This window comes from Gemmobacter lanyuensis (assembly GCF_014652355.1).
In the GTDB taxonomy this organism is placed as follows: domain Bacteria; phylum Pseudomonadota; class Alphaproteobacteria; order Rhodobacterales; family Rhodobacteraceae; genus Gemmobacter; species Gemmobacter lanyuensis.
The window spans coordinates 1-836 of the sequence record NZ_BMYQ01000045.1 but is presented as its reverse complement, the minus strand read 5'-3'; the positions used below and the strand labels follow the sequence as shown (position 1 = coordinate 836).

1 protein-coding gene is annotated in these 836 nt (G+C 64.5%); it reads left to right on the top strand.

Translation table 11 applies throughout. The annotated features are described in order from the left end of the window. Window positions 1–117: 117 nt before the first annotated feature. Window positions 118–836, top strand: a 719-nt coding sequence (locus IE101_RS19665) for an acyl-CoA dehydrogenase family protein (protein ID WP_189635522.1), incomplete at its 3' end; no start/stop codon positions are given.

The window sequence follows — 836 nt, the reverse complement described above, 5'->3', positions numbered from 1 at the left end:
TGGCTCGGCCGCAAATCCGGCCGCGGCTTCTACGACTACCGCGGCGAAACGCCCGTCCCCACCCGCTGACCCCTGTTCCGCGCCCCGATCGCGCATTCCCATCCAAGGAGTTTGACCATGGCCGAGACCCCGAAACTGAAACCGAAGGATATGCCTGAGCTTGGTGTTTTTGACTGGAGCGATGCGTTTCGTCTTGAGGATCAGCTGACGGAGGAGGAGCGGATGCTGCGGGATGCGGCGCGGGCCTATGCGCAGGACAAGCTGCAGCCGCGGGTGACGGCGGCCTACCGTGAGGAAGTGACCGCGCCCGAGATCTTCCGCGAGATGGGCGAGATGGGCCTTCTGGGCGTGACGGTGCCCGAGGAATACGGCGGGCTTGGGGCTTCGTACGTCTCTTATGGGCTGGTCGCGCGCGAGGTGGAGCGCGTGGACAGCGGCTATCGCTCGATGATGTCGGTGCAGTCGAGCCTCGTGATGTATCCGATCTACGCCTATGGGTCGGAGGCGCAGCGGCAGAAATACCTGCCGAAGCTGGCCAGCGGCGAATATATCGGCTGCTTCGGCCTGACCGAGCCGGATGCCGGGTCGGACCCGGCCGGCATGAAGACGGTCGCGCGCAAGACCGCCTCGGGCTATGTGCTCAATGGCGCGAAGATGTGGATTTCGAACGCGCCGATCGCCGATGTCTTTGTCGTCTGGGCAAAATCCGAGGCGCATGGCGGCAAGATCCGCGGCTTTGTGCTGGACAAGGGGATGCCGGGGCTTTCGGCGCCGAAGATCGGCGGCAAGCTCTCGCTGCGGGCCTCGATCACCGGCGAGATCGTGATGAAGGATGT